The organism is Streptomyces sp. NPDC059037 (assembly GCF_042740015.1).
Classification (GTDB): domain Bacteria; phylum Actinomycetota; class Actinomycetes; order Streptomycetales; family Streptomycetaceae; genus Streptomyces.
This window is the reverse complement of sequence record NZ_JBHYIG010000005.1, coordinates 39,922-62,104: the sequence shown is the minus strand read 5'-3', so window position 1 is coordinate 62,104 and position 22,183 is coordinate 39,922. Positions and strand designations below refer to the sequence as shown.

At 71.6% G+C, this 22,183-nt stretch carries 21 protein-coding genes; 16 read left to right on the top strand and 5 right to left on the bottom strand.

Features of this window, described 5'->3' with window-relative positions; all coding sequences use genetic code 11:
- Positions 1–107: 107 nt before the first annotated feature.
- Both cdgB and ACFWY6_RS02315 read left to right on the top strand, forming a co-directional pair.
- Entirely contained in the window at positions 108–1,790 is a 1,683-nt protein-coding gene (cdgB, locus tag ACFWY6_RS02320; protein ID WP_384685403.1) for a diguanylate cyclase CdgB, read from the top strand.
- 91 nt (positions 1,791–1,881) lie between these two features.
- Complete coding sequence (locus ACFWY6_RS02315; protein ID WP_384685400.1) at positions 1,882–2,859, top strand: carbohydrate-binding protein; 978 nt, start codon at positions 1,882–1,884, stop codon at positions 2,857–2,859.
- Here the strand turns inward: ACFWY6_RS02315 and ACFWY6_RS02310 are convergent.
- From ACFWY6_RS02310 to ACFWY6_RS02300, 3 genes are all read right to left on the bottom strand, one after another.
- Complete coding sequence (locus tag ACFWY6_RS02310) at positions 2,840–3,763, bottom strand: 1-phosphofructokinase family hexose kinase (RefSeq protein WP_384685397.1); 924 nt, start codon at positions 3,761–3,763, stop codon at positions 2,840–2,842. The two genes, ACFWY6_RS02315 and ACFWY6_RS02310, sit on opposite strands and share 20 nt — an antisense overlap.
- A gap of 132 nt (positions 3,764–3,895) precedes the next feature.
- Positions 3,896–5,035, bottom strand: a complete 1,140-nt coding sequence (gene nagA, locus ACFWY6_RS02305) for an N-acetylglucosamine-6-phosphate deacetylase (RefSeq protein WP_384685394.1) — start codon at positions 5,033–5,035, stop codon at positions 3,896–3,898.
- Complete coding sequence (locus ACFWY6_RS02300) at positions 5,035–6,033, bottom strand: ROK family protein (protein ID WP_384685391.1); 999 nt, start codon at positions 6,031–6,033, stop codon at positions 5,035–5,037. Before ACFWY6_RS02300 ends, nagA begins: the two co-directional genes overlap by 1 nt.
- Positions 6,034–6,284: 251 nt before the next feature.
- Between ACFWY6_RS02300 and ACFWY6_RS02295 the strand changes: the two genes are divergently transcribed.
- From ACFWY6_RS02295 to otsB, 3 genes are read left to right on the top strand one after another with little or no spacing between them, the layout of a single operon-like run.
- Positions 6,285–7,502 (top strand): extracellular solute-binding protein, encoded by a 1,218-nt coding sequence (locus ACFWY6_RS02295; protein WP_384685472.1) that lies wholly within the window; start codon positions 6,285–6,287, stop codon positions 7,500–7,502.
- Positions 7,503–7,511: 9 nt separating this feature from the next.
- Positions 7,512–7,793 carry a DUF3263 domain-containing protein gene (locus ACFWY6_RS02290; protein ID WP_384685388.1) on the top strand — a complete coding sequence of 94 codons (282 nt, stop codon included), beginning with the start codon at positions 7,512–7,514 and terminating at the stop codon, positions 7,791–7,793.
- Positions 7,794–7,809: 16 nt separating this feature from the next.
- Entirely contained in the window at positions 7,810–8,676 is an 867-nt protein-coding gene (gene otsB, locus ACFWY6_RS02285; RefSeq protein ID WP_384685385.1) for a trehalose-phosphatase, read from the top strand.
- Here the strand turns inward: otsB and ACFWY6_RS02280 are convergent.
- Complete coding sequence (locus ACFWY6_RS02280) at positions 8,664–10,151, bottom strand: right-handed parallel beta-helix repeat-containing protein (protein WP_384685382.1); 1,488 nt, start codon at positions 10,149–10,151, stop codon at positions 8,664–8,666. The genes otsB and ACFWY6_RS02280 overlap by 13 nt on opposite strands.
- Positions 10,152–10,389: 238 nt before the next feature.
- On the opposite strand from ACFWY6_RS02280, the gene ACFWY6_RS02275 reads away from it, so the two are divergent.
- The 11 genes from ACFWY6_RS02275 to ACFWY6_RS02225 all read left to right on the top strand — a co-directional run bounded on the left by ACFWY6_RS02275 (position 10,390) and on the right by ACFWY6_RS02225 (position 20,892).
- Positions 10,390–11,187, top strand: a complete 798-nt coding sequence (locus ACFWY6_RS02275) for an aldose 1-epimerase (protein ID WP_384685379.1) — start codon at positions 10,390–10,392, stop codon at positions 11,185–11,187.
- Positions 11,188–11,197: 10 nt separating this feature from the next.
- The gene (gene pyrE / locus ACFWY6_RS02270; protein WP_384685376.1) at positions 11,198–11,749 is read left to right on the top strand and encodes an orotate phosphoribosyltransferase; all 552 of its coding nucleotides are present in this window, start codon (positions 11,198–11,200) and stop codon (positions 11,747–11,749) included.
- A gap of 119 nt (positions 11,750–11,868) precedes the next feature.
- Positions 11,869–12,891: a class II fructose-bisphosphate aldolase gene (gene fbaA, locus ACFWY6_RS02265; protein WP_384685373.1), complete on the top strand. Its 1,023-nt coding sequence runs from the start codon at positions 11,869–11,871 to the stop codon at positions 12,889–12,891.
- Between the two features lie 92 nt (positions 12,892–12,983).
- Positions 12,984–13,397, top strand: coding sequence for a DUF3151 domain-containing protein (locus tag ACFWY6_RS02260; RefSeq protein WP_266864068.1), 414 nt, complete (start codon positions 12,984–12,986; stop codon positions 13,395–13,397).
- A gap of 168 nt (positions 13,398–13,565) precedes the next feature.
- Positions 13,566–14,396 carry a tryptophan 2,3-dioxygenase family protein gene (locus tag ACFWY6_RS02255; protein ID WP_384685470.1) on the top strand — a complete coding sequence of 277 codons (831 nt, stop codon included), beginning with the start codon at positions 13,566–13,568 and terminating at the stop codon, positions 14,394–14,396.
- A complete protein-coding gene (kynU, locus tag ACFWY6_RS02250) occupies positions 14,389–15,594 on the top strand; it encodes a kynureninase (protein ID WP_384685369.1) in 1,206 nt (401 codons plus the stop codon). Before ACFWY6_RS02255 ends, kynU begins: the two co-directional genes overlap by 8 nt.
- A gap of 95 nt (positions 15,595–15,689) precedes the next feature.
- A complete protein-coding gene (locus tag ACFWY6_RS02245; protein ID WP_384685366.1) occupies positions 15,690–16,565 on the top strand; it encodes an alpha/beta hydrolase in 876 nt (291 codons plus the stop codon).
- A 162-nt stretch (positions 16,566–16,727) separates the two neighbouring features.
- Positions 16,728–17,702, top strand: a complete 975-nt coding sequence (locus tag ACFWY6_RS02240; protein ID WP_384685363.1) for an alpha/beta hydrolase — start codon at positions 16,728–16,730, stop codon at positions 17,700–17,702.
- On the top strand, positions 17,695–18,897 hold the full coding sequence (locus tag ACFWY6_RS02235; RefSeq protein ID WP_384685360.1) for an acyltransferase: 1,203 nt from the start codon (positions 17,695–17,697) through the stop codon (positions 18,895–18,897). Before ACFWY6_RS02240 ends, ACFWY6_RS02235 begins: the two co-directional genes overlap by 8 nt.
- A gap of 10 nt (positions 18,898–18,907) precedes the next feature.
- Positions 18,908–20,224 carry a sensor histidine kinase gene (locus tag ACFWY6_RS02230; RefSeq protein ID WP_384685357.1) on the top strand — a complete coding sequence of 439 codons (1,317 nt, stop codon included), beginning with the start codon at positions 18,908–18,910 and terminating at the stop codon, positions 20,222–20,224.
- Positions 20,221–20,892, top strand: a complete 672-nt coding sequence (locus tag ACFWY6_RS02225) for a response regulator (protein WP_384685354.1) — start codon at positions 20,221–20,223, stop codon at positions 20,890–20,892. The genes ACFWY6_RS02230 and ACFWY6_RS02225 overlap by 4 nt, the downstream gene beginning before the upstream one ends.
- 65 nt (positions 20,893–20,957) lie before the next feature.
- Here the strand turns inward: ACFWY6_RS02225 and ACFWY6_RS02220 are convergent, their stop codons facing one another.
- On the bottom strand, positions 20,958–22,175 hold the full coding sequence (locus ACFWY6_RS02220; RefSeq protein WP_384685352.1) for a cytochrome P450: 1,218 nt from the start codon (positions 22,173–22,175) through the stop codon (positions 20,958–20,960).
- Positions 22,176–22,183: the final 8 nt, after the last annotated feature.

Sequence of the window (22,183 nt, the reverse complement as noted above, 5' to 3'; positions counted from 1 at the left end):
TGATTCAGTGACGGTGGCAATCAGACACTGAGGTGACTCAGACACTGAGGGAACTAAGGGCGCTGCGAATCCTGGAGTTGCTGTCGAGGTCTCGGGGAGAGCGAGCAATGGAGACCGAGTCGGAGCCGTACGTCCGTCTTGCGACCCTGCGGCAGCTGCATCAAGTGGTGGCGGACCTGAACACGGCCCGAAGCCTGGCGGACACGCTGCAGACCGTCGCCGACGGCGTGGTCAACGGCCTTGGCTATGAGCTGGCGTGCGTCAATCTCGTGCGCCCGGACGGCGACCTCGTCGTCGCCGCCTTCGCGGGCAACACCGCCGCCGAGGCGCTCATCACCGGCCGGGTCGGCTCCCGTGACGCCTGGGAGCGCCGCCTCTCCATGGGCGAGCCCTGGGGCGCCCTCCGCTTCATCTCGTACACCGAAGGCTGGATCCTCGACGAGGACGACGTCCCCCAGTGGTACACCGAGGGCCCCGAGCCCCGCTTCGAGGACGAGTGGCACCCCTCCGACCGGCTCTTCGCCCCCATGTACGCGACCGGTGCCGCCGGCGGTGAACTGCTCGGCGTGATCTCGGTGGACCGCCCGCGCAACGGCCGCAGGCCCGGCGCCTGGGGCCGCGAGGCCCTGCAGATGTACGCCTTCCAGGCCGCCATCGCGATCAGCAACGCACGGCTTCGCGCCAACATGCAGCGCGCCCTGGTCAGGCTGGAGCGCGAGCAGCAGGCGCTGCGGGCCAGCGAGGAGAGTTTCCGGCAGGCCTTCGAGTACGCGCCCTCCGGCATGGCCATCGCCGAGATGGGCGGCGACCAGCACGGCCGCATCCTGCGGACGAACGACGCGCTCTGCCGCCTCCTGGGCCGCCCCGCGTCGGCCATGCGCCGCTACTCCTTCTCCGACCTCGTCCACCCCGAGGACATCGGCACCCTCCTGCGGACCTCCGCCGAGGGCGGCCGCGCCGAGCTGCGCCTGGCCCGCCGCGACGGGACGTACGTCTGGGTGTCGCTGCGCAACTCCGTCGTCGCGGACGCCGCCGACGGCCCCCGGTTCCTCCTGACCCACGTCGAGGACATCGAGGAGCGCAAGCGCCGCGAGCTCCAGCTCGCCCACCGCGCCTCGCACGACTCGCTCACCGGCCTGCCCAACTCCGCCGAGCTGCGCTCCCGGCTCAGCGCGCGCCTGTGCCGCCGCCCGCACGCGGGCCAGCCCAGCGCGGTGGACTCGCTGGACGCCGCGTACGACGGCGCCTACGACGCGGACGGGCAGCACGGCTTCGACTACGGCCTGCACGCCGCGCAGGCGCCGAACAGCCTGCAGCAGGGCGGCGAGGGCTTCGACCACCACGTGCACACCGTCGCACCCCCGGAGGGGAACGGCGACACGGACGACGGCACCAAGGGTCTGGCCGTTCTCTTCTGCGACCTCGACGGCTTCAAGTCCATCAACGACCGCTTCGGCCACCACACCGGCGACGCCGTCCTCATCGAGGTGGCGAGGCGGCTCACCAACGGCGTACGCGACGGGGACACCGTCGCCAGGCTCGGCGGCGACGAGTTCGTCGTCCTCGCCGACGGGCTCGGCAGGGCCGACGCGCAGGACCTCGCGGTGCGGCTGCGGAACGCGATCATCCCGCCGATTCGCGTCGACGGGCGGGCGGTCCGGGTCGGGGCCAGTTTCGGCATCGGCTGGGCGCACTGCGGGATGTCGGCCGACGAAGTGTTGCACTCCGCTGACCAGCGGATGTACGTGGAGAAACGCTCACGTGCCAAGCAGCACCGGCGGGCCGGCTGACGGTCCGGATGAGGTCAACGCCACCCCGTGGCATCACTCGGAGCGGGTAGGCTCCCCCGGTCAGCGATATGTATGAGGGAGTGACCTGGGAATGACGACGCCCGGCAATAACGGCGAGCAGACGCCGAGCGCGCCGCAGGGCGACGACGACCCGTTCGGCTATCTGTACGAGGACGGCCAGGCGGCCGGCGCGACCCCGCCCAGCGGAGGCGGCGGCTACGGCTACCCGGGCCCCCGGTCCTCGTACAACCAGGTCCGCGCGGTCGGCGACCGCCGCCCTTCGTACGGTCACCCGCAGCAGGCGCAGGCGCAGCAGACGTACGGCCAGCAGGTCCCGCAGCAGCAGCCCTACGGCCGGCCGAACGCCCACTACGCGGCTCCGGAGACGCAGCCGGGCGGCGCGCCCCAGTACTCACCGGCGCCCGCGGGCACGGGCGGCGGCCGGAGCCGCGGCCCCAACACCAAGGGCCTCCTGATCGGCGCGATCGCGGTGGTGGCGGTCGTCGCCATCGGTATCGGCGCGGCGATGCTGTCCGGTGGCGGTGACGAGAAGAACGACCCGGACGCGGGCGGCAAGCCCGGCGGGGCGTCGACGGTCGAGCCCAGCGAAAAGCCGTCGAAGCCCGCGAAGAAGGACCCGGTCGACCTCCCCAAGACGGACGCGAAGGCCCTGAAGCTGGAGGGCGGCACGACGACGGCGTCGGACGTCCCCGGCGCGCAGGCCGCGGGCGGTGTCTACGTGGCGGGCCTCGACAAGGTCGGCGCCCAGGTCACGTGGACGGTGAACGGCATCCCCAAGGGCGGGACGTACAAGCTGCAGGTGACGTACGGCGTGCCGGGCAAGGATGCCAACGCGAACATCTACGTGAACGGCAAGAAGGAAACCCGTCCGCTGAACATGAAGAACTTCGCCGGCGCCGAGGAAGGCGACTGGGAGAAGGGCTGGACGAACACGTACGCCGTGATCCAGCTGAACAAGGGGACGAACACGATCGCGCTCGGGTGCGATCAGAGCAGCATCTGCGGGGCGAACCTCGACCAGATGTGGCTCAAGGGGAGCCAGGGGTAGGTTTCACCCTCCCCAGCAGCTCCTCGTACACAGTCGCGTCGAACTCGCCCGCCACGGGCGAGGCCACCGTCGCCGCCGAGAGGGCTGTCGCGCGGGTCAGGCGCTCCGGCCAGGCCAGGCCCTCCACCAGGGCCGAGAGCAGGCCCGCCACCGCCGAGTCGCCCGCGCCCGTCGGGTTGCCGTGGACGCGGGTCGGCGGGGTCGCCTGCCAGGTGCCGTCGGGGGTGACCGCCAGGAGGCCCTTGGCGCCCAGGGATGCCACCACCGTGTGCGCGCCCCGGCGCCGGGCGTCACGGGTCGCCTGGGCGGGCTCGTGGGAGCCGGTCAGCTCGGCGAGTTCGTCGGCGTTCGGCTTGACGATGTCGGGGCGGGCGGCGACGCCGCGGCGCAGCGGCTCCCCGCTGGTGTCCAGGAGGACCGGGATCTTGGCGGCGCGGGCCGCGCGGACCAGCACGGCGTACGCGCCGACCGGCACGCCCGGCGGCAGGCTGCCGCACAGCGCGACGGCGGACGCGTCGCGCAGCAACTCCTCGTAGGCGGACTGGAATTCCGCCCATTCGGCGGGCGAGACCTGCGGGCCCGGTTCGTTCAGTTGTGTGGTGTCGCCGGTCGTCGCGTCGACGACGGCGATGGTGCGGCGGGTGGCGCCGGCGACGGGCAGCAGTGCGTCCGTGACGCGTGGCTCGTGCGCGAGACGGCTGCGCAGGGTGCGGCCGGTGTCGCCGCCCGCGAGGCCGGTCACCGTCACGTCGTGGCCGAGCGCGGCGAGCACGCGGGCGACGTTCAGGCCTTTGCCGCCCGGGCGTTCGGTGACCTCGGTGACGCGGTGCGAGGCATGCGGGGTGAGGGCGGGGACCTGGTAGGTGATGTCCAGGGCGGCGTTCAGCGTGACGGTCAGGATCACTCGTACCACCCCCGGGAACGGTCACGTTCGGTCGCTTTCGGCGTCTGATCATGCCAAACAGAAGGCGGTTGGCCCAGAGGTCGGAACCAACCGCCTGGCGCTCAACAGCAGGTGAAATCACCTGAGTTGGGGCTAAAAGGGCTCAACCACCCATTCGCCCTTGCGCATCACGCCCTTGAGCTCGAAGCCCGCGTCGAGGACCACCAGGTCCGCGTCCTTGCCGGGCTCAAGCGAGCCGATCCTGTCGTACATCCCAAGGAGCTTGGCCGGATTGGCGGAGATGGCGCGGACGGTGTCCTCGACGGAAAGGCCGTCGACCGTCACCGAGCGTTTGAACGCGCGGTCCAGGGTGAGGGTCGATCCCGCGATCGAACCGCCTTCGACGAGGCGCGCCACGCTGTCCCTCACCTCGACCTCCAGCGGGCCGAGCATGTAGCGGCCGTCGCCGAAGCCCGCCGCGTCCATCGCGTCGGTGATGAGGGCGACGCGGGCCGCGCCCGCGCGGTGGAAGGCCAGCTCGAAGGCGGCGGGGTGCAGGTGCGTGCCGTCGTTGATCAGTTCGACGGTGATCCGCTCGTCCTCAAGGAGGGCGGCGATCGGGCCCGGCGCGCGGTGGCCGAGGGCCGGCATCGCGTTGTAGAGGTGCGTGGCGACGGTGGCGCCCGCGTCGATGGCCTGCACGGTCTGCTCGTACGTCGCGTCCGTGTGGCCGATGGCCGCGATCACGCCGTGCTCGGCGAGCAGGCGTACGGAGTCGATGCCGCCGGGCAGTTCGGCGGCGAGCGTGACCATCTTCGCGTGGCCGTGTGCCGCGTCGACCAGCTTGCGCACATCGGCCGGGTCCGGGTCGCGCAGGAGGGCCTCGCTGTGCGCGCCCTTGCGGCACGGGGAGATGAAGGGGCCCTCGAAGTGGATGCCGGCGATGTCGCCCTGCTCGGCGAGTTCGGAGAGCAGCCCGGCCCGCTGGACCAGGAAGTCCATCTCCCCGGTGACGGTCGATGCGACGACGGTCGTGGTGCCGTGCAGGCGGTGGGTCTGGACTCCCTTCAGTACGTCGTCGACGGTGCCGGAGGTGAAGGAGGCACCGCCGCCGCCGTGGTTGTGGATGTCGACGAAGCCGGGCACCACCCAGTGGCCGCTGAGGTCGACCGTCTCCGCGTCGCGCGGAGCGCTCCCGGCGATCCGCGAACCGTCGACGATCACTCGGCCGTCCGTGAGGGTCCCGGTGGGCAGCACCACCTGAGCACCGGCGAGCACCTTGCTAGTGGCCATCAGGCGGTTACCTCCGTGGGGTCGGACTTCGGGTCCGGCGTCGGGCCGGGCTTCTGCTCGGATTTCTGCTCGGACTTCTGGCTGACGAGGTCCCAGGCCAGCAGGCCCGCGCCCAGGCACCCGGCGGTGTCGCCGAGGGCCGCGGGCACGATCTGGGGCAGCGTCTGGAACTGGACGACGCGCGCCGCGACCGCGGCCCGCAGGGGTGTGAACAAGGTTTCCCCGGCCTCGGCGAGACCGCCACCGATGATCAGGGTGTGCGGGTCCAGGAGGGTGAGGGCGGTGATCAGACCGTCGGCGAGCGCGTCGACGGCGTTCTGCCAGACCTCCAGGGCGAGCGGGTCGCCGGACTCCACGGCCTTCGCGCAGTCCGCGGCGTCCGCGTCGGGGTCGCCGCTTGCCGCCGCCCACGCCTGGCTCACCGCGGACGCGGAGGCGAGCCGCTCCAGGCAGCCGCGCTGGCCGCAGCCGCAGGGCGGTCCTCCGGGGCGTACGACGATGTGCCCGATCTCGCCGGCCGAGCCGTGCGCGCCGGGCTCGATGCCGCCGCCGATCCCGATGGCCCCGGCGATGCCCGTGCCGAGCGGCACGAACAGGAACCGGTCGGCGCCCTTGCCCGCGCCGATCCGCCCCTCGGCGAGGCCGCCGGTGCGGACGTCGTGGCCCAGGGCCACGGGTACGCCTTCCAGCCTCCGGCTCAGCAGGTCCCGCAGTGGGACGTCGTGCCAGCCGAGGTTCGACGCGTACACGGCGATGCCGCGCTCGGTGTCGACGATTCCCGGTACGGCGACGCCGGCCGCGGCGGCGGGTTCCCCGAGCTCCTTGATCCCGTGCGCGCGCAGGTCGGCGGCGAAGCCGACGATGGACTCGACCACGGCGTCGGGCCCGCGCTCGCGGCCGGTGGGCCTGCGGGCCTCGTGCAGGAGCGTGCCGTCCGCCCCGACCAGGGCGGCCTTCATTCCGGTGCCGCCCACATCGAGGGCGATGACGTGTTTCACGGGGGACAGTCTCGCGCGTGACCCGCGAGAGGTCTAGTCCACTTCGGGTACTTGCGTGGGGTAATCGGCGGGCGATCCGTGCGGCAATCGGACGGGTGTCCGTAGTGCGCCGTTGAACAAGCGATACTGGAGTGGTGTAGACCTCGTGCTCCTGCGCGGGGGGAAATCGCAGTTCACGTAGATCATCGAGGGTGGGAACAGCTGTGCAGCGGCGCGCGACAGGACTGACCGCGGCGGTAGCCGCACTGGGCATGGCGGCGGCTCTCGCCGGCTGCGGAGGTCCGGGCGACTCAGGCGACGTCACCCTCAAGCTGGTGGCCGCCGATTATGGCGACTCCAAGGCCAACAGCTCCCAGAAGTACTGGGACAAGCTCGCCGAGAAGTTCGAGGACGAGAACCCGGGCATCAAGGTCGACGTCAGCGTCTACTCCTGGACGGACGTCGACCGCAAGGTCAAGGACATGGTCAAGGCGGGCAACGCCCCCGACATGGCCCAGATCGGCGCCTACGCCGACTACGCCGCGCAGGACAAGCTGTACCGCGCCGAGGACCTGCTCTCCATCTCCACCCAGGCCGACTTCATGGCGCCCCTCTCGGAGGCGGGCGAGGTCAACCGCGTCCAGTACGGCATGCCGTTCGCCTCCTCCACGCGCCTGCTCTTCTACAACGAGAAGATCTTCAAGGACGCCGGCCTCACCCCGCCGCAGAGCTGGACCGAGCTCGCGGCCGACGCCAAGGCGCTCAAGGCGCGCGGCGTGAAGATCCCCTACGCCCTGCCGCTCGGCCCGGAAGAGGCGCAGGCCGAGACGATGCAGTGGCTGCTCAGCGGTGGCGGCGGCTACACCGACAACGTCGGCACGTACGCCATCGACTCCACGCAGAACGTGAAGACGTTCACCTGGCTGAAGGACGAGCTCGTCGACAAGGGCCTGACGGGACCGACGGCGCCCGCCGAGCTCGACCGCGCCGAGGCCTTCGCCGCGTTCACCCGCGGCGACGTCGGCATGCTCAACGGCCATCCCACGCTGATGCGGATGGCCGAGAAGAAGGGCCTGAAGTACGGCATGGTGCCGATGCCCGGCGTGAACGGCAACGCCAAGGCCACCATGGGCGTCGCCGACTGGATGATGGCCTTCAAGCAGAACGGCCACCGCGAGGAGATCGGCAAGTTCCTCGACTTCGCCTACAGCACGAAGAACGTCCTGGACTTCTCCCGCGAGTACAACCTGCTGCCCGTCACTACCTCCGCCGCGCAGCAGATGACCGGCAACGATGACGACAAGGCGCTCGCCGAGTTCCTGGGGGAGCTGCCCACCTCGCAGCTGTACCCGGTCGGCAAGACGTCCTGGGCGCGGGTCTCCGTCGAGGTCAAGAAGTACATCGGCAAGGCCGTCTCCCCGAACGCCGACCCGGCCTCGATCCTCACCCAGATCCAGACCAAGGCGGCGGCCGAGGCGAACTCGGAATAGCGTGACGGCATGACGGGCACAACAGGCGGGCCAGACACGACCGACGACGGCACCCCGGACGGCACCGGCCTGACCGAGCGCGACCGCGCGATCCTCGCCCTGGAGCGGCAGGACTGGGTGTCCGGGCCCGGCGCCAAGGAGCGCGCGATCCGCGAGCGGCTCGGCATGGTGCCGGTCCGCTACTACCAGGTCCTCAATGCCCTGCTCGACGATCCCCGCGCCCTCGCGCACGACCCGGTGACCGTCAACCGGCTTCGGCGGGTTAGGGAGTCCCGGCGCGAGGAGCGTTGAGCGTAGGGTCGGCCCCATGGGTGACCCCGTGTACGCGCCGTCCTCTCCCGCTCCCGAGCTGCCCGAGCCCGTGACCCCCGCCGGGCGCGAGGGTCTGGCCGCGCTCCTGGCGCGGCCCGAACGTGCCGTGATCGCGCTCGACTTCGACGGCACGCTGGCCCCGATCGTCCCCGACCCGGAGCAGGCCCGTGCCCACCCCGACGCCGTGCCCGCCCTCGCCGCGCTCGCGCCGAAGGTGCGGTCCGTCGCCGTGGTCACCGGCCGCCCGGCGGGCGTCGCCGTGCGCTACGGCGGCCTCGCGGGCGTCCCCGGCCTCGAACACCTCGTCGTGCTCGGGCACTACGGCGCCGAGCGCTGGGACGCCGTCTCCTCCGCCGTGCACGCCGCCGAACCGCACCCCGGCGTCGCGGCGGTCCGCGCCGAACTCCCCGGCTTCCTCGACGCGATCGGCGCCTGGCGCGGCACCTGGATCGAGGAGAAGGGCCGCGCGGTCGCCGTCCACACCCGCCGCGCGCAGGACCCGCAGGCCGCCTTCGATGCACTGCGCGAGCCGCTCGGCGAGTTGGCGTCCCGCCACGGCCTGATCGTCGAACCGGGCCGCCTGGTCCTGGAGTTGCGGCCGCCGGGCATGGACAAGGGCGTGGCCCTCGCCGACTACGTACGCGAAGTGGGCGCCGAGACGGTCGTCTACGCCGGCGACGACCTGGGCGACCTGCCCGCCTTCGCCGCCGTCGAGAAGCTCCGCTCGGACCAGGTGCGCGGCCTGCTGGTGTGCAGCGGCAGCGCGGAGGTCGCGGAACTGGCCGAGCGGGCCGACCTGGTGGTGGACGGCCCGCAGGGCGTGGTGGAACTGATCGCGGCGATCGCGGCTCAACTTCCCTGATCTGCCCCGAGGTTGGGCGGATCGGGGATGGGATTGCCGAAGTAGTCGTGGGTGGTCCCGTCGTCGACGGGCGTGCCGATGCCGCGAGCGGGGGATCCGCTCTTCAGCCGTACGTCGTCGGGGGCGTCCGGAGTGGTGTCGGTGAACCGGGGGTCGGCGTTGACGCCGGACGCGTCGCGCGGCTGGGCGGTCCGCCAGTACAGGTTGTTGCTGTAGGTACTGACGGTGTCCTTGATGGGAGACCCGGCACCCGGCGCACCCACGAAGACATTGTCGCGGAAGGTGACACCGGTGGGCCCGTTGTTGGAGACGAGCGCGGTGTCGGCGCGGTCGGTGACGACGGTGTTCCGATAGACCTGGGTGTCGGTCGCGGCCCCGCAGACGACGGAGATCACGGCGTACGGAGACGTGGTGTTCCGGTCGTTGACGCTGATGTTGTCGTGGATGCGGTTGCCGTCGCTGGTCTTGTCGGTGGCATTGCAGACGAGGAGGAAGCCGCCTTCGTTGTCGTGGCTGTAGTTGTAGCGGTAGGTGTTGCGGACGTTGCCGCCGTCGATGTCGTACGCCATCGAGTCCCGCGTCCCATGGCCGCCGGTGACCTCGTTGTACTGGTAGAGCGCGTCCTGCGACTCCCAGGCCCAGATGCCGGCGTTGTAGCCGGCCGAGCGCATATTGAACCCGTCCACGTAGTTGTGCTCGACGCGGGCCTTCCGCGTCTCATGGATGACGATGCCGTCGCCGCCGACGTCGTGAGCCTTGTTCCGTACGAACTCGACGCCGCTGGAAAGGAGTTCGGCATCGGCGTCCGTGCCGCTGCCCCAGGTCGACATGGTGCCGATGCCGGTGCGGTCGACGTGGCGGACGGTGGAGTCCTCGACGCGGAGGCCGTTGAAACGGGTCGGGGTGGTACTGCCCTGCACGACGAAGAGAATCCCGCCGGAGGGGTCGGGGTCCTTGAAGTCGGCGCCGTTCACATCATGCACATCGACTCCGTCGACGACGAAGTGGTCGGCGGTGCCGTAGTCGGTGAGCTGGACGTAGAGCCCGGCGCGGCGTTCCGTGGTGGTGGCGGGACCGGTGTTGGAGAGGTCCAGGTTCCGGATCTCCCACTGCTCGGTGTTGATCAGATGCAGGGCGGCGCGGGCGCCGTTCGCCTGGATGCGGGGCTTGGCCTTGCCGCTTCCGTACGCGTCGATCAGCACGGGGGCGCCGGCCGCACCCGCACCTTTGGGAGCCAGCACCCCCGTGCAGCTTGTGCCGCGCCGCAGCAGCAGTTTCTCGCCGGGGGCGTAGGTGTGGGCGCTCGCCTTCTGCAGGCTGCGCCAGGCCGTTCCGGCGGAGGTGCCGGACGCGTTGTCGCTGCCGCGCAGGCAGTCGACGTAGTACGTCTTCGCCTCCGCGGCGGCGGGGGCGGCTGTCGCCCCTGCCAGGGCGAGGGCGGTGAGGGCTACGGTGCATGTGCGGCGTAGGGCCATGCCCCGGAAGGTACCGAGGGGGCTGGCCGGGGGCCCATGGACAAACGTGGGGCGGGGTTGGACGGATCTTTCCCGCCCACCCGCCCGATTGCCCCGCGGCGGCCTCGGTCTGCCCACGCGCCGTTGTCGGCCGCGCCGCCGTACCGCCGCTTCGCGGCGAAAGCTTTCCCGCCCACCCGTCGGTAGCCCGGCGCAGCCGGGGGCGGGGCAGGGGAAAGGTACCCGTAGGGTCGACCGCGTGACGAGTGATGACGTGACGTTGGCCGCGGGAGACGCGGAAGTGACCGTGCAGGCCGGGAACGGCTGCCGGGTGGGGAGTCTGCGGGTCGGCGGCAAGGAGCTGCTCCGGCAAGGGGAGCGCTACGGGTGCTTCCCCATGGTTCCGTGGTGCGGGCGGATCCGGGAGGGGCGGTTCCGTAACGGGGGGACGAGCCATCAGATGCCGGTCAACTCGCCGCCGCACGCCATCCACGGCTTCGCCCGCGACGCCCGGTGGAAGACCGCCCGAGCCACCGCCACCGAGGCCGCGTTCACATACGACCTCGCCGAGCCCTGGCCCTACCAGGGCCGCGTCACCCAGCTCGTCGCCCTCACCGAGGACTCCCTCACCCTCACCCTCGGCATCGAGACCTACGGCGACTCCTTCCCCGCCCAGGCGGGCTGGCATCCCTGGTTCAACCGCAACCTCGGCCAGGAAGACGTACGCGTCGACTTCAGCGCCGCCTGGCAGGAGGAGCGTGGGGACGACCACCTGCCCACCGGCCGCCGCATCGCCCCCGCCCCCGGCCCCTGGGACGACTGCTTCGGCATGCCCGACGGCGTCGACGTCACCCTCACCTGGCCCGAGCAGCTTCAGCTCCAGGTGAAGAGCCGCGAGCCATGGGTCGTCGTGTACGACGAGCAGGACGCCGCCGTCTGCGTCGAGCCGCAGACCGGACCGCCGGACGGGCTCAACACCCTGCCCCGCCTCGTCACCCCGATCGAGCCCCTGGAGACGGCGACGACCTGGACCTGGACGCGGCTTCAGCGGCTTTAAGCTGGCAGGCATGACTGACGACGTACGTGGCGCCCTGCTGCAGCAGATCAAGGACAAGGCCGTGGTGCACGGCAAGGTGACCCTCTCCTCGGGGATGGAAGCCGACTACTACATCGACCTGCGCCGCATCACCCTCGACGGCGAGGCCGCCCCGCTGGTCGGGCAGGTGCTGCTCGACCTCACCGCCGAGCTGGACTTCGATGCCGTCGGTGGGCTCACCATGGGGGCCGACCCCGTCGCCGGCGCGATGCTGCACGCCGCCGCCGCGCGGGGCAAGCGGCTCGACGCCTTCGTCGTGCGCAAGGCCGCCAAGGCGCACGGCATGCAGCGTCGGGTGGAAGGGCCCGACATCAAGGGCCGCCGCGTACTCGTCGTCGAGGACACCTCCACCACCGGCGGCTCGCCGCTCACCGCCGTCGAGGCCGTGCGCGAGGCCGGTGCCGAGGTGGTCGGCGTCGCGACCATCGTCGACCGCGCCACCGGCGCGGGCGAGAAGATCACCGATGGCGCCGGGGTGCCGTACCTCTTCGCGTACTCGAAGGACGACCTCGGACTGGACTAGAGCCCTCCCGCTCCTGCGGCTGGAGCCGGACGGCGAGTCTGGAAAGATGGGGGCGACGATGACGTCGCCCCCTTAGGTCAGGGCCAAGCACACACCCGCACATCACAAGGAGCGGACACATGCCCATCGCAACCCCCGAGGTCTACGCCGAGATGCTCGACCGGGCGAAGGCAGGCAAGTTCGCCTACCCGGCCATCAACGTGACCTCCTCGCAGACCCTGAACGCGGCCCTGCGCGGCTTCGCGGAGGCCGAGAGCGACGGCATCATCCAGATCTCCACCGGTGGTGCGGAGTTCCTGGGGGGCCAGTACAACAAGGACATGGTGACGGGCGCCGTCGCCCTCGCCGAGTACGCGCACATCATCGCCGCGAAGTACGACGTCACGGTCGCGCTGCACACCGACCACTGCCCCAAGGACAAGCTGGACACCTACGTCCGTCCGCTGATCGACGTCTCCGCCGAGCGCGTCAAGGCCGGCCGCGACCCGCTGTTCCAGTCGCACATGTGGGACGGCTCCGCCGAGACCCTCGCCGACAACCTGGCCATCGGACAGGAGCTGCTCGCGAAGGCCGCCGCCGCGAAGATCATCCTTGAGGTCGAGATCACCCCGACCGGTGGCGAGGAGGACGGCGTCTCGCACGAGATCAACGACGAGCTGTACACGACCGTCGACGACGCGCTGCGTACGGCGGAAGCCCTTGGTCTCGGCGACAAGGGGCGCTATCTGCTCGCCGCCTCGTTCGGCAACGTGCACGGCGTCTACAAGCCGGGCAACGTCGTCCTGCGCCCGGAGCTCCTCAAGGACCTCCAGGAGGGCGTCGGCGCCAAGTACGGCAAGACCGCCCCGTTCGACTTCGTCTTCCACGGCGGCTCCGGCTCCACCGAGCAGGAGATCGCGACCGCGCTTGAGAACGGCGTCGTGAAGATGAACCTCGACACCGACACCCAGTACGCCTTCACGCGCCCCGTCGCGGACCACATGTTCCGCAACTACGACGGCGTCCTGAAGGTCGACGGCGAGGTCGGCTCGAAGAAGCAGTACGACCCGCGCACCTGGGGCAAGCTCGCCGAGGCGGGCATGGCCGGGCGCGTCAGCGAGGCCTGCGCGAACCTGCGCTCCACGGGTACGAAGCTGAAGTAACCGGCACCCGCCGGGGCCACGGGCCCGGCATCCCGCCTTTCAGGACGGGGTGCCGGGCCCGTCGCGTGGCGTCATGGCGCAGACTGGAACCCATGGCCATTCACAAGGATCTGCTCGGGGGACCGCCCCCGACCCACCTGCCCGACGACCCCGAGCCGCGCGAGCTGCTCGCGAACGGCGCGGCGCCCGCCGACGTCGCCGCCAAGTACCCCACCTCCTCCCTCGCCTGGGCGCAGCTCGCCGACGAGGCGTTCGAGCGGGGCAGCGTCGTCGAGTCGTACGCGTACGCCCGTACCGGCTACCACCGCGGCCTCGACTCGCTGCGCCGCAGCGGTTGGAAGGGCCACGGCCCGGTGCCGTGGGAGCACGAGCCGAACCGCGGCTTCCTGCGCGCCCTGCACGCGCTGGCCCGCGCCGCGCAGTCGATCGGCGAGCAGGAGGAGTACGAGCGCTGCGCCGGCTTCCTGAGGGACTCTTCGCAGACGGCGGCGGACACGCTGGGCTAGCCCCTGACCACGTGCGAGACCTGCCTGGGCGCCGCTGTGACCAGGCAGGTCTTGCCGTTTCGTGGGATGTTGCGGAGGATGCCGGTGGGGACCGGGGCCCCCGTGTCGGTAACGGCAGGGGCGGACCGCTACCCGTAGTACGTATTCAAGGAGACCGCGATGTCCGCGATGTCCCACGAGGCTCACGAGGCGGAGACCCCGAACCTCGATTTCGCCGGCACCACCCCTTACGAGGACTACGTCCAGGCGGACGTCCTCACCCACCTCCAGCACCCCCGCTCCGAAGATCCCGGAGAGATGGTCTTCCTGGTCACCACCCAGGTGATGGAGCTGTGGTTCACCGTCATCGTCCACGAGTGGGAGACCGCGTCGCACGCCCTGCGCCGCGACGACATCCCCGTCGCGGTGGCAGCACTCAAGCGCAGCATCCGCGAGCTGGAGGCGCTGAACGCCTCCTGGCGCCCGCTGGCCCAGCTGACGCCCGGGCAGTTCAACTCCTACCGCGCCGCGCTCGGCGAGGGGTCCGGATTCCAGTCCGCGATGTACCGCCGCATGGAGTTCCTGCTCGGCGAGAAGTCCGCGTCCATGCTGGTGCCGCACCGGGGCGCGCCGCGCGTCCACCAGGAGCTGGAGAAGGCGCTGCAGGAGCCCAGCCTGTACGACGAGGTCCTGGCGCTGCTCGCGCGGCGCGGGCACGCCGTTCCGGACGCGGTGCTGCAGCGCGACCTGACGCAGAAGTACGAGCCTTCGCCCGAGGTCGAGAAGGTGTGGACGGACCTCTACTCCGGTGACGAGAGCGATGAACTGGCCCGGCTCGGCGAGACGTTGACGGACGTCGGCGAGCTGGTGTGGCGATGGCGCAACGACCATCTGGTGGCGACGCGCCGCGCGATGGGCTCCAAGACCGGCACGGGCGGCTCCGCCGGGGTGGCCTGGCTGGAGAAGCGCGCAGTGAAGAACGTGTTCCCCGAGCTGTGGACTGCGAGGAGCCATGTCTGAGGCCCTGCTGAAGGCGCGAGCGGCGAAGCTCGACGCCGAGGACCAACTGGGCGCGAAGCGCAAGGAGTTCGTCCTCGACGACACCGTCTATCTGGACGGCAACTCGCTGGGTGCGCTGCCCGCCGGGGTTCCGGAGCGCGTCGCGGACGTCATCTCCCGGCAGTGGGGGCAACTCCGCATCCGCTCCTGGGACGAAAGCGGCTGGTGGACCGCGCCCGAGCGGATCGGTGACCGGATAGCGCCCCTGGTGGGCGCCGCCCCCGGCCAGATCGTGGTCGGCGACTCCACCAGCGTCAACGTCTTCAAGGCGCTGGTCGCCGCCGTACGCATGGCGGGTGACCCGGCAGGGGGGCGCGACGAGATCGTCGTTGACGCGACGACGTTTCCCACGGACGGGTACATCGCCGAGTCCGCGGCGCGGCTCACCGGCTGCCGCGTCGTGGCGGTCGCGCCCGGCGAGGTGCGGGGCGTCCTTGGCCCGCGTACCGCGGCGGTCCTCCTGAACCACGCCGACTACCGCACCGGACGCCTGCACGATCTGCCGTCCCTGACGGCCGCCGTGCACGAGGCGGGCGCGCTCGTCGTCTGGGACCTGTGCCATACGGCCGGTGCGCTGCCGGTCGGGCTCGACGAGCACGGCGTCGACCTCGCGGTCGGCTGCACGTACAAGTACCTGAACGGGGGGCCCGGTTCGCCTGCGTACATCTACGTACGGGCGGATCTGCAGGGGCGGTTCGACTCGCCGCTGCCCGGCTGGAACTCGCATGTGGAGCCCTTCGGGATGCGGGCGGAGTTCGAGGCGGCTCAGGGGGCTGTGCGGGGGCGTGTCGGTACGCCCGACATCCTCTCGATGCTGGCGCTCGAAGCGGCGCTCGACGTCTGGGACGGCGTCTCGATCGAGGCGGTGCGGGCCAAGTCCCTCGCGCTGACGGACTTCTTCCTGGAGTGCGTGGCGGCTTATGTCCCCGCGGGCCGGGTGGAGCCGATCACTCCGGCGGCGCATGGTGAGCGGGGCAGTCAGGTGGCTCTGCGGTGCGAGGACGCAGGGGATGTCATGCGGCGGCTGATCGAGGCGGGCGTGGTGGGCGACTTCCGCGCCCCGGACGTCCTGCGCTTCGGCTTCACACCGCTGTACGTGGGCTTCGCCGATGCGGAGCGGGCGGCGGGGGTGCTGGCCGGGGTGCTGGCCGGGTCCTAGCCTCCCCGTTACCGGGAAGGGGCGGGGTAGGGGAAGATCGCAAGAATCAGTCTCCCCGCCCCGCCGTTCCCCCCACCCGCAGAGAGGTTGTCGCAATGCCGGACGACGCCGCCGTGGCCCGCGATGCCGCCGAGGCCGACGCCGCCTTCTCGCACCCCGCGGTGCCGCCCGACGCCACCGCCGCGTACGGCGAACACCCCGACCAGGTCGTCGACTTCTACGAACCCCGCATCCGTACGGAAACCCCCGCCCCGCTCGTCGTCGTCCTGCACGGCGGCGCCTGGCGCGCCCCGTACGACCGGCAGCACATCACCCCCTTCGCGGACTTCCTCGCCAGACGCGGATTCGCCGTCGCCAACGTGGAGTACCGGCGGGGGAGTTCGATCCCCGTACAGGGAGAGGGGCCCGTCGCCGGGCGCTGGCCCGAGACGTTCGACGACGTCGCCGCCGCCTTCGACGCGCTGCCCGGCCTCGTCCGGGAGTTCCTGCCGTCCGCCGATCCGCGCCGCACCGTCGTGACGGGGCACTCCGCGGGCGGACACCTCGCCCTGTGGGCCGCCGCACGCCATGTGCTGCCCGTCGGCTCGCCCTGGCGCACCGAACGGCCCGCGCCCCTGCGCGGCGTCGTCGCCCTCGCCCCGATCGCCGACTTCCGGGTCGCTCAGGAGCTGGGGGTCTGCACGGATGCCGCACTCCAACTCCTGGGTGGGGAAGGGAAGTTCGAAGAAAGGCTCCCGCACGCCGATCCGGCCGCCCTGCTGCCGACCGGGATCGCCACCGCCGTGGTTCAGGGACGTACCGACATCGTCGTGCCGTACGCCGTATCCGAGGCGTACGCCGACGCCGCCGCGAAGGCGGGCGAGGTCGTCGGGGTCACGCTGCTCGAAGACGTGGGGCACTTCCCGCTGATCGATCCGGCGGCGGACGCCTGCGCCGTGGTCGCGGAGGAGATCGCGCAACTGGCCTACTAGGGACGGAGGCCGGGACTCACCCCTGGGCTACCCGTCATACCTGAGAGCTACGGCGCAAGTGAGTTCCCTGGTGTGATGCCGACTACCAGGCCTGATCCATAACTTCCTTTCCAGAGACGCGCATCGCGTACGACGCGTCTCGTACGGAAGGGAAGGCACCTCATGAAGCTCCGGGCCGGACGGCTGCGCCGCACTCTGCTCGCCGCACTGGTGGCCGGCGCCGTCGTCGTGCCGGTTTCGGCCGCGGCGCGCCCTCAGGTCCCGGCCCCCGCCCCGGCGGACATCCCGGCCCTGACGGCGGCCACGCTGGACACCGCGTACGACGCGAACCGCGCCAACGCCGCCGAGGCCGCGAAGATGGCCGAGCGGTACGGCGACCGGGACAGGGCGGCGCGGCTGCGGGCCATGGCCGGTCAGGAGCGGAACTTCCTCTCCTTCGACGGGCGCGGCGCGGGCCGCACCGCCGAGGTGCTCGGCGATCTGGCGGCGGCGGAACGGGTCGCCGTCCTGGTGCCGGGCTCGGACACCGGCATCGACACCTACGGGAGATTCCGTGCGGGAGCCGTCGCCCTGCACGAGCGGCTCGGCCCGCGCACGGCGGTCGTCGCCTGGCTCGGCTATGAGACGCCGGGCACGGTCAGCCCCGCCGTCCTGACGACGGACCGCGCCGAGGAGGCAGCGCCCGAACTCAGGTCGTTCGTCGGAGAGCTGAGTGCCGTCAATCCGGGGGCGCGTCTCTCGTTGCTCTGCCATTCGTACGGGTCGGTCGTGTGCGGCCGGGCGGCGGCGCAGGCGGCGCAGGGGCCGCAGGGCCTGGATGTCGCCGACATCGCCCTCTACGGCAGCCCGGGTGTCGGCGTCGACCGGGCCGCCGATCTCAAGTCCCGTACCCACACCCGGATTTGGGCGGGGCGCGGCGCGGGCGACTGGATCTCCGACGTGCCGCACAGCAGCGTCGGCCTGTTCGGGACCACCGTCGGCTTCGGGACGGACCCGGTGTCCCCCGGCTTCGGCGCGCGGGTTTTTCCTGCGGGCGACGGCGGCCACAGCGACTACCTGAAGCCGGGGTCCGTCGCACTGGACAGCCTCGCGCGGATCGTGCGCGGCCAGAGCCCGGAAGGGGCCTCTCATGCGTGACCTGCGTGACCTGCGTGGCCTGCGTGGCCTGCGTGCGCTCGTCCGCCGTGTCGACGACGCGACCCCGCCCGACCGCGACCGTGCCGTCGACGCCCTGCGCGCCCTCGCCATCCTCGGTGTCGTCCTCGGGCACTGGCTGGTCACCGCGATCGTGCCGGACAGCGGCGGGCTCCACGTGGCCAGCCCCTTGCGGCACCTGCCGTGGCTCGCGCCGATCTCCTGGGTGTTCCAGACGCTCGCCGTGTTCTTCCTGGTGGGCGGGCACGTGGCCGCCAAGAGCCATGCGTCGGCGCGGGCGCGCGGCACGGGCTACCGGGCGTGGCTGACGGTCCGGCTCGCGCGGCTCTTCCGGCCGGTCGCCGCCGTGCTCGTGCTGTGGACCGTCGCGGCGGGGTGCATGCTCGCGTCGGGCGCCGGCCTCGAGACCGTCCACACACTGGTCAAACTGGCGCTCTCGCCGCTCTGGTTCCTGCTGGTCTTCGCGGCGCTGACGGCGGCGACTCCGCTGGTGGCGCGGATCAACCCGCTGTGGCCGCTGGCCGTCGTACTGCACGTGGATCTCATCCGCTTCGGGCTCGGCGGACCGTCCTGGCCCGGCTGGATCAACGTGGCGGCGGGCTGGCTCGTGCCGTACACGCTGGGTGCCGCGTGGACGCGCGGCGAGCTGACCCGGCGTTCCGGCTGGGTGCTGCTCACGGGCGGTGCGGCGGCGACCGCCGGGCTCGTCCTGTGGGCCGGCTACCCGGCGTCGATGGTCGGCGTCCCCGGCGCCACGGTCTCGAACCTGGACCCGCCGACCCTGGCGGCCGTCGCCTTCGGCCTCGCCCAGTGCGGGCTCGCCCTGCTTGTGCGGGAGCCGCTCGGCCGGTGGCTGCGGCGGCCCGCGGCCTGGGCGGCGGTGGCGCTGGTGAACCTCTCCGCGATGACGGTCTTCCTGTGGCACCAGACCGCGCTCATGGCGGTCACCGCGCTCGGCCTGCTCGCGGGATCTCCGCTGCCGGGTCTTCACACGGTGCCGGACGGGCTCGGCTGGGTGCCCGCCAGGATCGCGTGGCTGCCGGTGTTCGCGGCCGGGCTCGCGGTGTGCTGGGCGGCGTTCCGTACGTACGAGCAAGGGGGCCGCGGGAGCGGCAGGGGCGGGCCGCGCGTGGTGCGGGTGCACCGGCCGGCACCGAAGTCGGTGCGGCGTGCTTAAGGTTGATCTTGTGGCGGGGGACAGCAGGACCGACGGGACCGGGGACGGCAAGCGGGGCAGAGAGGGCTTCGGCGGCTTCGTGCTGTCCGTGCTCCGGGTGCCGCGCGACCAGTTGTGGACCTTCGCGGCGATGCCGCTGCCGCCGCTGTCCAGGCCGCGCCGACTGCGCTGGTTGCCGCACGTCGTCGTCGTGTGGATCACCTTCGGCACGGTCGTCGGCAACCTCGGCCAGCTGGTGCAGCGCTACGGCCTCGGCCATGAGATCGGCTTCTCGCTCGCACTCGCGCAGGGCGTCGCGGTCGTGCTCGCCCTGTGGCGGCCGGTCCCCGCCTGGTGGCTCTCCCTGGCGGCGTCCGCCGTCACCGCGCTCTGCTCGACGGGGCACGTCGAGGACGCGCCGTGGCCATGGGGCCCGGCGAATCTCATCTCGCACGCCACGATCCTGCTGCTGCTCGCGCTGCGGGTGCCGACCGCGGGCGCCGTGACGGCGCTGCTGCTCAGCGCCGGGCTGCTGCCGGTGCTCCAGGATGTGCGCTCCCCATCCGTGTACGACAACACGATGCCGCTCGCCGCGGTCGTCTTCGGCGTCGTCACGCTGATCGGCATCGTCCTGCGCGGCCGCCGCGATGCGCGCACGCGCCTTGTCGAGCAGGAGGCGCTGACGGCGGAGGAGCGGGCCCGGCGCACTCTCCTCGAAGAGCGCGGGCGCATCGCACGCGAACTGCACGACGTGGTCGCGCACCACATGTCGGTGATCTCCATCCAGGCGCAGGTCGCCCCGCACCTGGTCAAGGAACCGCCCGACGAGCTGAAGGAGAACCTGGAGGGCATCCGGCAGAACGCCCTCGAAGCCCTGACGGAGCTGCGCCGCGTCCTCGGCGTGCTGCGCTCGGAGAACCCGGACGGCCTCGAAGCGGCCCCGCAGGCCCCGCTGCCCACCCTCGACCGGCTGACCGGCCTGGTGGAGAACGCCCGTGCCGCCGGCCTCACCGTCGACTGCGCCACCACCGGGGAGCGGCGCCCGCTGCCGCCGGGCGTGGACCTCTCCGCGTACCGGATCGTGCAGGAGGCGCTGAGCAACGCGATCCGGCACGCACCGGGCTCCGACGTGCAGATAGCACTTGCCCACACCAGACCCGGCCTGCGCGTCCGCATCACCAACACCGCGCCACGCACGGCGATTTCACCGTCACCAGGCGCCGGGCACGGCCTCCTGGGCATGCGCGAGCGCACGGCGATGCTGGGCGGAGACCTGACCACGGGCCCGACATCCGACGGCGGCTACGAGGTGTCCGCCTTCCTGCCGACCAACGGAGAGAACACATGAGCACCATCCGCGTACTGATAGCCGACGACCAGATCATGGTCCGCCAGGGCTTCACGGTGCTCCTCGACGCGGAGCCGGACATCGAGGTGATCGGCCAGGCGGTCGACGGGGCCGACGCGGTGGCGCGGGTCGCCGAACTCACCCCGGACGTCGTCCTGATGGACATCCGGATGCCGGAACTGAGCGGCATCGAGGCCACCCGCCGCATCACGTCCGCGCTGCCGGACGTCCGCGTGCTCGTCCTGACCACGTTCGATCTCGACGAGTACGTGTACGAGGCGCTGCGCGCGGGCGCGTCCGGCTTCCTCCTCAAGGACGCGTCGGCGGATCAACTCGCGGAGGCGGTAAGGGTGGTGGCCGCAGGCGACGCGCTCCTCGCCCCCGGCATCACCCGCCGTCTGATCGCCGAGTTCTCCCGCATCGGCCAGGGCCCGCGCGGCCCGCTGAAGCCGAGGGCCGGGGACCTGACGACACGCGAGACGGAGGTGCTCGCCCTCATCGCGCAGGGCCTGTCCAACGCGGAAATCGCGGCGAAGCTGGTCGTGGCCGAGCAGACGGTCAAGACCCACGTGGGCCGCATCCTGGTCAAACTGGGCCTGCGGGACCGCACGCAGGCGGCGGTGTTCGCGTGGGAGACGGGGTTGGTGCGGGCTGCGGGCAGCAATTAGAGCCGTCCGGCGATTGAGGACCGGGGTCTGGGGCAGAGCCCCAGGAGACGGCGGGGGACGGCCGATCAGACCTCGACCAGCAACTCTCGGAGCCCGCGGATCACGAAATTCGGCTTCCGCTCCGGCTCCGCCGCGAGGCGCATCTTCGGCGCCAGGCGGAGCAACGCACCGAGGGAAGCGCTCAGTTCCGCCCTCGCCAGCGCAGCGCCGATGCAGTAGTGGATCCCCGCGCTGAAGGAGATGTGCGGATTCTCGGCGCGGGTCAGGTCCAGTTCGGCGGGGTCGGTGAAGACCGCCGGGTCGTGGTTGGCGGAGCCGAAGAGGAGGGCGATCTCGCTGCCGCGCGGGATCACCGTGCCGTCGATCTCGATGTCGTCTAGGACCCAGCGTTCGAAGAGCTGGAGCGGGGTGTCGTAGCGCATCAGCTCCTCCACTGCCGTGGGGACGATCCGGGCGGGATCGCGTCGGAGCGCGGCCAGTTGCTCCGGGTGGCGGAAGAGTGCGTACCAGCCGTTGACGGTGGCGTTGACCGTCGCTTCGTGGCCCGCGTTCAGGAGCAGCACGCAGGTGGAGATCATCTCCTGCTCGCTGAGCGAATCGCCCTCGTCGTGCGCGGCGATGAGCCCCGAGATCAGGTCGTCGCCCGGCTTCTCGCGGCGTGCGGCGATGAGTTCGCGCAGATACGCCGAGAAGTCGAGGGAGGCGCGCACCGCCCGCCCGGCGGTCTCCTCGGAGGGGTTCAGTTCGTACATTCCGCAGATGTCGGCGGACCAGGGCCGCAGTTGGTCCCTGTCGCTCTCCGGGATGCCCAGCATCTGCGCGATGACGGCCACCGGCAGGGGTTCCGCCACCCGCGCGGCGAGGTCGCCGCCGCCCTCCGCCACCAGGTCCCGCACCAGCCGGTCCGCCAACTCCTCGACGTACGGCTTGAGTTGCTCGACCGTGCGGGGGGTGAACGCCTTCGACACCAGGCGGCGGATGCGGGTGTGGGTCGGCGCCTCCAGGTCGAGCATGCCGTTGTCGTTCAGGACGTGGAACGGCTCGTGCGCGGCCGGTGGCGCCTGCCGCCCGAACTCCTCGTGCGTGAACCGGTGCAGATAGGTGCGCCCGAGCCGCCGGTCGCGCAGCAGCGCCGACACATCGGCGTGGTGCGGGATCAGCCACTGGTCGGTGGGCTCGAAGTAGAGCACGCGCCCGGCCGCCCGCAGCCGTGGGTAGGCGGGGTACGGGTCGGCGATGAACTCCGGTGCCCAGGGGGTGAAGTCCGTGGTGGGGGCGTTCATGGGGGGAC

What these genes read in the sequence shown, in the direction of transcription:
- cdgB (WP_384685403.1), top strand. Translation starts at nt 108, where the DNA reads ATGGAGACCGAGTCGGAGCCGTACGTCCGTCTTGCGACCCTGCGGCAG.
- ACFWY6_RS02315 (WP_384685400.1), top strand. Translation starts at nt 1,882, where the DNA reads ATGACGACGCCCGGCAATAACGGCGAGCAGACGCCGAGCGCGCCGCAG.
- nagA (WP_384685394.1), bottom strand. Translation starts at nt 5,035, where the DNA reads ATGGCCACTAGCAAGGTGCTCGCCGGTGCTCAGGTGGTGCTGCCCACC.
- ACFWY6_RS02295 (WP_384685472.1), top strand. Translation starts at nt 6,285, where the DNA reads ATGGCGGCGGCTCTCGCCGGCTGCGGAGGTCCGGGCGACTCAGGCGAC.
- ACFWY6_RS02290 (WP_384685388.1), top strand. Translation starts at nt 7,512, where the DNA reads ATGACGGGCACAACAGGCGGGCCAGACACGACCGACGACGGCACCCCG.
- otsB (WP_384685385.1), top strand. Translation starts at nt 7,810, where the DNA reads ATGGGTGACCCCGTGTACGCGCCGTCCTCTCCCGCTCCCGAGCTGCCC.
- ACFWY6_RS02280 (WP_384685382.1), bottom strand. Translation starts at nt 10,151, where the DNA reads ATGGCCCTACGCCGCACATGCACCGTAGCCCTCACCGCCCTCGCCCTG.
- pyrE (WP_384685376.1), top strand. Translation starts at nt 11,198, where the DNA reads ATGACTGACGACGTACGTGGCGCCCTGCTGCAGCAGATCAAGGACAAG.
- fbaA (WP_384685373.1), top strand. Translation starts at nt 11,869, where the DNA reads ATGCCCATCGCAACCCCCGAGGTCTACGCCGAGATGCTCGACCGGGCG.
- ACFWY6_RS02260 (WP_266864068.1), top strand. Translation starts at nt 12,984, where the DNA reads ATGGCCATTCACAAGGATCTGCTCGGGGGACCGCCCCCGACCCACCTG.
- ACFWY6_RS02255 (WP_384685470.1), top strand. Translation starts at nt 13,566, where the DNA reads ATGTCCCACGAGGCTCACGAGGCGGAGACCCCGAACCTCGATTTCGCC.
- kynU (WP_384685369.1), top strand. Translation starts at nt 14,389, where the DNA reads ATGTCTGAGGCCCTGCTGAAGGCGCGAGCGGCGAAGCTCGACGCCGAG.
- ACFWY6_RS02245 (WP_384685366.1), top strand. Translation starts at nt 15,690, where the DNA reads ATGCCGGACGACGCCGCCGTGGCCCGCGATGCCGCCGAGGCCGACGCC.
- ACFWY6_RS02240 (WP_384685363.1), top strand. Translation starts at nt 16,728, where the DNA reads ATGAAGCTCCGGGCCGGACGGCTGCGCCGCACTCTGCTCGCCGCACTG.
- ACFWY6_RS02235 (WP_384685360.1), top strand. Translation starts at nt 17,695, where the DNA reads ATGCGTGACCTGCGTGACCTGCGTGGCCTGCGTGGCCTGCGTGCGCTC.
- ACFWY6_RS02225 (WP_384685354.1), top strand. Translation starts at nt 20,221, where the DNA reads ATGAGCACCATCCGCGTACTGATAGCCGACGACCAGATCATGGTCCGC.
- ACFWY6_RS02220 (WP_384685352.1), bottom strand. Translation starts at nt 22,175, where the DNA reads ATGAACGCCCCCACCACGGACTTCACCCCCTGGGCACCGGAGTTCATC.